Here is a 5,811-nt window from a genome sequence, read left to right as displayed (position 1 = left end):
GTCGGTCTCGGAGAACAGCCGGACCACGTTCGAGTGCGGGACGACGACGCCCTTGGGCCTGCCGGTCGAGCCGGACGTGTAGATCACGTACGCGGCGTTGTCCGGCCGCACGGGTGCCTCCGGGTCCGTGGCGGGGTGGCCGGAGAGGTCCGGCAGCCGGTCCAACGTGAGCACGGGCCGGGCGTCGGCGAGGATGTGCGAGATGCGGTCGGCCGGTGACGAGGCGTCCAGCGGCAGGTAGGCCGCGCCCGACTTCAGCACGCCGAGCACGGCGACGACGAGGTCGATCGAGCGCGGGAACTTCAACGCCACCAAAGTCTCCGGTCTCGCGCCGCGCGCGACGAGGTGGTGGGCGAGGCGGTTCGCGCGCTCGTCCAGCTCGCGGTAGGTCAACTGCCCGCCCTCGCACGTCACCGCGACGGCGTCCGGCGTGCGGGCGGCCTGGGCGGCGAACAGCTCGGGGATCGTGGTGGTCGGCTCGCCGACCGCCGTGCCGTTCCAGTCGACGATCACCTGGCGGATCTCTTCTTCGGCCAGCCACGGCACGTCGGCGATCGGCCGGTCCGGGTCGGCGACCAGGCCGACCAGCAGCCTGCGCAGCCGGTCGCCGAGCCGGGCCACGGTGGCGCGGTCGAACATCGCGGGCTCGTAGCCCAGCAGCACGCCGAGCCGCTCGGCCGGGTAGACGGTGGCGCTGAGCGGGAAGCTCGTGGTCTCGACCGCGGCCAGGTCCCGCAGGCCCATGCCCTCGGCCAGGTCGGCCGGGTAGTTCTCGAACACCACCGCGCTGTCGAACAGGCTGGTGCCGCGCTCGACCTCGCTCCACGCCTGGATGTCGGCCAGGGGCACGTGCTCGAACCGCCGAGACTCGACCTGGGCGTCCTGCAACGCGCGCAACCAGTCGGCCACCGGAGTCGCGCCGTCGACCCGGACCCGCACCGGCAGGGTGTTGATGAAGATGCCGGTGATCGCGTCCACGCCGGGCAGTTCCGCGGGCCGGCCGGACACCGTCGCGCCGAAGCACACGTCACGCCTGCCGGCGGACCGGGCCAGCAGCAGCGCCCACGCGCCTTGCACGATCGCGCTCGGCGTGACGCGGTGCCGGCGGGCGAACTCGTACAGCGACGCGGACTCGCCGTCGGTCAGCTCGACCTCGAGCCGCTGCGACGACGTGCCGTGCTCGGCCGGGCGGTCGGCGGGCAGCGGCGTGGGCGAGTCGAAACCGGCCAGCACCTGCCGCCAGTGCGCCTGCGCGGCGGCCTCGTCCTGCGCGGCGGTCCAGGCCACGTAGTCGCGGAACGGCCGCCGTTCAGCCGGTTCGCCGAGCACGTCGGACAGCACGTGGAAGACGCTCCAGCCGTCGAGCAGCACGTGGTGGAACGTCCACAGCACCTGGACGCTGGTCGGGGACAGGCGGGCGATCGCGACCCGCATCAACGGCGGCGCGGTCAGGTCTATGCCCTCGGCCCGGTCCTCGGCGAGCAGGTCGCGCAGCCGCCCGGCACGGGCGTCCTCGTCCAGCCTGCTCCAGTCCAGGAACGTGAACGGCACCCGGACGTGCTCGTGCACGACCTGCAACGGCTGCCGCACGCCCTCCCACAGCACGCTGCTGCGCAGCACGGGTGTCCGGTCGACCACCCGCTGCCAGGCGGCGGCGAACGCGGCCGAGTCGGTCACCCCGTCCACGACGAACGTGGTCTGCTGGAAGTACACGCCCTTGTCGCCGAGGCCGTGGAACACCATGCCCGCCTGCATCGGGGTGAGCGGGTAGGCGTCCTCGCCGGTGATCAGGTCCACCTCGGCCTGGGTGAGGCGCGCCAGCGGGAAGTCCGACGGCGTGCGGCCACCCGTGCCCGGCTCGGCGCAGTGCGCCACGATGCCGCGCAGCGCGGCGGCGAACCCGTCGGCGAGGTGGGCGACGGTGTCGCGGTCGTGGGCGTGCTCGCTGTAGTGGAAGCTGAACTCCAGCCGGTCGCCGCGCACCTGGCCGACCACGTCGAGCAGGTGCGGGCGCGGCGCGCCCGGGTCGGCGGACAGCTGGAGGTCGCGCTGGTCGGCGTCGAACCGGCCCAGGTAGTTGAACGAGACCTTGGGGTCGCAGGCGGGTGCGGTGCGGGCCAGGTGGCGCAGCGCGCCGTAGCCGAGACCGCGTCCGGGCACGGCCCGCAGCTGCTCCTTCACCGACTTCAGCGCTTCCCCCCAACCGCCGTCGGGCAGGTCGAGGGCGACGGGGAAGACGGTGGTGAACCAGCCGACCGTGCGGGACAGGTCGACGTCGGCGAACAGCTCCTCGCGGCCGTGGCCCTCCAGGTCGACCAGCACGCGCGGCCTGCCGGTCCAGTCGGCCAGCACGCGGCCGAGCGCGGTCAGCAGCACGTCGTTGACCTGCGTCCGGTACACGCCGGGCACGTCGCGCAGCAGGGCGTCGGTCTCGCTCGCGGTGAGCCGCACGGTGACCTCGCGCTGCGAGCCGACCGTGTTCGGGCCGGTCCGGTCCACCGGGATGTCGGTCGGCGTGGCGGCCACGGCCGTCCAGTGGGCGAGTTCGGCGTCGAAGCCGTGCACGGCGTGGTCGGCGAGCCGGATCGCCCAGTCGCGGAACGACGTCGTCTTGCGCCCGACGCGGACGGTCTCGCCGGCGCGGGCCTGGCGGTAGGCGGTGGTGAGGTCCTCGACCAGGACGCGCCACGACACGCCGTCGACGACGAGGTGGTGCGCGGTCAACCGGACGGAGCCGCCGTCGAGGACCTCGGCCCGCAGCAGCGGCCCGCGGGTGAGGTCGAAGTGGTCCAGCGCCAACGGGTCGGCGCCCGTGACGGGCCCGACCACCTGGCGGTCGCCCTCGAACCGGGTGCGCAGCGCGTCGTGGTGCTCGACCAGCGCGGTGAGGGCGGTGCGCAGCGCGGGCACGTCGAGGTCGGGGTCCAGGTCGACGACGACGGACTGGTCGAAGTGCTGTGGTTCGACGTTCCGGGGCGGCCCGGCGTGGCCGTCGAGGAACCAGCGCTGGATCGGGGTGAGCGGCGCCTCGCCGGTCACCGCGCCCTGGTCGGCGGTGGGCGGCAGGTCGCGGGTGACGTGCGGCGCGATCGCGGCGATGGTCTGGTGCGCGAAGATGTCCCGCGAGGTCAGCACCAGGCCGGCGCGGCGGGCGCGGGTGACCACCTGGATGCCCAGGATCGAGTCGCCGCCCAGGGCGAAGAAGTTGTCCCGCACGCCGACCCGGGCCGCGCCGAGCACTTCGGCGAACACGTCCGCCAGCACGGCTTCGACGGGCGTGCGCGGTGCGACGTAGCGGACTTCGGCGCGTTCGTCCGGGGGCGCGGGCAGCGAGTCCCGGTCGAGGTGGTCGAGGCCGACGAACGTCGTGGGCACGGCGTGAGAGGGCAGCACCTGGCCGAGGAACCCTTGCAGTGCCGAGGGGTTCACCGGGGGCGAGACGTAGGCGACGAGTCGTTTGCCGGCCACGACCACGGCCGCGTCGGTCACCTCGTGGTGCCGCCGGATCGCCTGCTCGACCTCGGCGAGGTCGACCCGGAAGCCCCGGATCCGGACGGTGTCGTCAGGCGCGCTGCCGTCCGATGTCCGGCGGAGTTCGGTCAGGTCGTGCAGCGGGCGGTCCGGGTCGTCCACCACCAGGCGCAGCAACGCTTCCAGGTCGTCGCTCAGCGACTCGACCGTGGTGGCGTCGAACAGGTCGGTGTTGTACTCGACGGTCAGCGCGAGGTCGTCGCCGCGCGGCCAGAACTCCACCACCAGGTCGAACCGGGCCACCGGGCGCGGGAGGTCGTGCTCGGCCGCGGTCAGCTCGCCGAACGCGTTGCCGGGCAGCAGCGGCTGGTGCAGCGCCACGACGGCCTGCACCAGGGGCGTGCGGCTGGGGTCCGGGTCGGGTCGCACCTCCTCCACCACCCGGTCGAACGGCACGTCGTCGTGCGCGAAGGCCTCCAGCGCCGTGTCCCGCACCTGGTCCAGGAACGCGGTGAACGGCAGGTCCGGGTCGACCCAGGAGCGCAGCACGAGAGTGCGGACGAAGAACCCGACCGCGCGTTCCAGGTCGGCGCGGTCGCGGCCGGAGCTGACCGTGCCCACGGCGATGTCGCGCTGCCCGCTGCGTGCGGACAGCACCACCTGCACGGCGGCGGTGAGCGTCATGAACAGGGTGGCGTCGTGCGCGCGGCCCACGGCCGCCAGCCGGCGGACCAGGTCGGCGGGCAGCGGACGCCGCAGGACCGCGCCGGACGTGGTGCGCAGCGGCGGCCGGGGCCGGTCGGTGGACAGGTCGAGCGCCTCGATGCCCGCGAGCCGGTCGCGCCAGTAGGCCGGGTCGCCCTCGGGCCTGGACCGGTCCCACGCGGTGAAGTCGGGGTACTGCACGGGAGGCTCGGCGGGCCGGTTGCCCGCGTAGAGCTCGGCCAGTTCGGTCAGCAGCACCTGCACCGACCAGCCGTCGGTGATGATGTGGTGCTGGACGAGGGTCAGCAGGTGCTCGTCCGGGCCGAGGGGGCTGAGCACGGCGCGGGTCAGCGGGCCGCGCCGCAGGTCGAACGGCTCGTCCAGGCCGAGGTCGGTCGGATCGAGCTCGGTCGCGCCCTGCGCGGTGGGGCCCGGTGCGGTTGCGCTCGGGTCGGTGTGGCCTGGGCCGGTCGGAGCCGGTGTGATCACGCCAGGCGCGGGCAGCACGCGCAGCGGGATCGTGCCGTGCGGAGCGACGACCTGCACCGGCTCGTCGCCCACCACGTCGAACGTCGTGCGCAGCGCGTCGTGCCGGCAGGCCAGCGCGTCCAGCGCCTCGGCGAGACGAGGCACGTCCAGCGGACCTGTGAGCCGGATGCCCACGGCGGTGTTCTGCTCGGCCGTGCCGTCCAGGGAGAACAGGCGGCGCTGGGCCGACGAGAGGGGCAGCGGCTTGACCCGGGGCACGCGGGGGATCGGCGCGCCGTCCTGGTCGGGCAGGGCGTCGGCGAGCGCGGCGACCGTGCGGTGGTCGAACATCGCCCGCACCGGCAGCCCGCCGAGCCGCGACAGCGCCCGCACGGCCAGGATCGAGTCGCCGCCGAGGGCGAAGAAGTCGTCGTGTGCGCCGACCCGGGGCACGCCGAGCACGTCCGACCACACCGCGGCGACCCGGCGCTCGGCCGCGGTGCGCGGCTCGACGTGGTCCTCCGGGACGTCGCCGACGACCGGCTCGGGCAGGGCGTCCCGGTCCAGCTTCCCGTTGGGCGTCAGGGGGAACGCGTCCAGCTCGACGAACGCGGAAGGCAGCAGGTAGTCCGGCAGCCTGCCGACCAGGTGCTCCCGCAGACCCGCGGTGTCGCCGACCACGTACGCCACGAGCCGCTTCGGCTCGCCGCGCGCGACGACGACCGCGTGCTCGACGCCGGGCCGCTGCCGCAGCAGCGCCTCGATCTCGCCGGGCTCGACCCGGAAGCCCCGGATCTTCACCTGGTGGTCGGCCCGGCCGACGAACTCCAGCTGGCCGTCGGCACGGGTGCGGACCACGTCACCGGTGCGGTACATGCGGGCGCCGTGCACGCCGAACGGGTCGGGCAGGAACCGCTGCGCGGTCAGCCCCGGCCGGCGGAGGTAGCCCCGGGCCAGGCCGACGCCGGTCACGTACAGCTCGCCCTCAGTGGCGGGGCGCAGGTCGTCGTCCAGCACGCGGATCTCGGTGCCGGGGATGGGACGGCCGATGGGCGGCGTGCCGCCCGGCTCGAGCGGCTCGCTCCACGACGTGACCACGGTGGACTCGGTCGGCCCGTAGGCGTTGATCATGCGGCGGCCGGGGGCCCACTTCGCCACCAGGTCGGG

The 5,811-nt window shown here is 74.4% G+C and carries 1 protein-coding gene; it reads right to left on the bottom strand.

Annotated features, from left to right (window positions below):
- The coding region (locus AB0H12_RS45050; RefSeq protein ID WP_499632909.1) for a condensation domain-containing protein at nucleotides 1–5,811 on the bottom strand (5,811 nt) is incomplete at both ends.

The sequence above is a fragment of the Actinosynnema sp. NPDC023794 genome (assembly GCF_040639675.1).
Lineage (GTDB): Bacteria > Actinomycetota > Actinomycetes > Mycobacteriales > Pseudonocardiaceae > Actinosynnema > Actinosynnema luteola.
The sequence above is the reverse complement of the archived record's forward strand: the minus strand, read 5'-3'. Positions and strand labels throughout refer to the sequence as shown.